The sequence below is a fragment of the Variovorax sp. Root473 genome (assembly GCF_001426505.1).
GTDB lineage: Bacteria > Pseudomonadota > Gammaproteobacteria > Burkholderiales > Burkholderiaceae_C > Variovorax.
On sequence record NZ_LMEV01000005.1, the window covers coordinates 1 to 1,043 of the forward strand.

1 protein-coding gene is annotated in these 1,043 nt (G+C 58.9%); it reads right to left on the minus strand.

Annotation, left to right across the window (positions count from 1 at the left end):
* Nucleotides 1-946 (minus strand): IS481 family transposase (locus ASD34_RS05070; protein WP_056573683.1); only part of this gene is annotated, 946 nt, incomplete at its 3' end.
* Between the last annotated feature and the right edge of the window lie 97 nt (nucleotides 947-1,043).

A 1,043-nucleotide genomic window follows, 5' to 3' on the forward strand; every position in this document is an offset into this window, starting at 1 on the left:
TGTGAAGAGTCAAGAGGTTCTTTCGTGACTTTGCGATTCGGGACATAGGCGGCTGGCAGGCTATGCCGTGGTGTGGGCGGTGCCAGTTGTAGAAGTGATTCCAGACAGGCAAGGCCGCACGACGATCGTCGGAGTTGGCGTACGCACGGCCATAGGCCCACTCGCGCAGCGCTGACTGGATGAAGCGCTCAGCTTTACCGTTGGTCTGCGGTCGGTAGGCGCGAGTGAACTTCTGCTTGATGCCCAGCTCGATGCAAGCATCCCGGAACGGGAACGAATGGAAGGCCGGTCCGTTGTCCGTGATCAGACGCTGGACCTTCACACCCATCCTGGCGAAGTACGCGACGGCAGCGCGCAGGAAGCTCTGTGCGCTGTCCTTGCGCTCGTCAGGACGCATGTCGGTGAAGGCGACGCGCGCGTGATCGTCGACGGCCACGAACAGGTATTCCCAACCGAGCCCCTTTGTTCGTTTGCTGTAGTCGCCGGTAATTCGGTGCCCCACGTCAGAGAATCGTCCCAGCTTCTTGATGTCGATGTGCAGCAGATCGCCAGGCGCTTCGCGCTCATAACGTTGCACTGGATCCGGTGGCGCCAGGTCGCTGAACTTTGACAGACCGGCTCGCCGCAGCACACGGCTGACGGTGGCCTTGGAGACGCCCGTGTACGAGGCGATACGCGATTGCAAGAGCAACTTGCGGCGCAGCTCAACAATCGTCAGAGCAACGCTCGGATCGATAGCTCTGGGAGACAGCTCGGGTCGAGAGGACTTGTCAAAAAGTCCCGCAGCACCACCGATCAGATAACGCCCAAGCCATTTCCTGGCGGTCACGGCGCTCACACCATGTGCAAGGGCTGCTTGTGAGGCTGATAAGCCACGTTTTGTGATGTCTTGAACCATCTCCAATCGCCGCAGGTACGTCAATCGGGCATTCTTATGGGTGTTCATCCGGCTTTAGGTGTTGAGTGGATCGGGGGTTTGGCGATTCCCAGTCTCTCAAAACCACTCCGGGTGAACACCCGCAACAACCTATTGAAGCTTCACA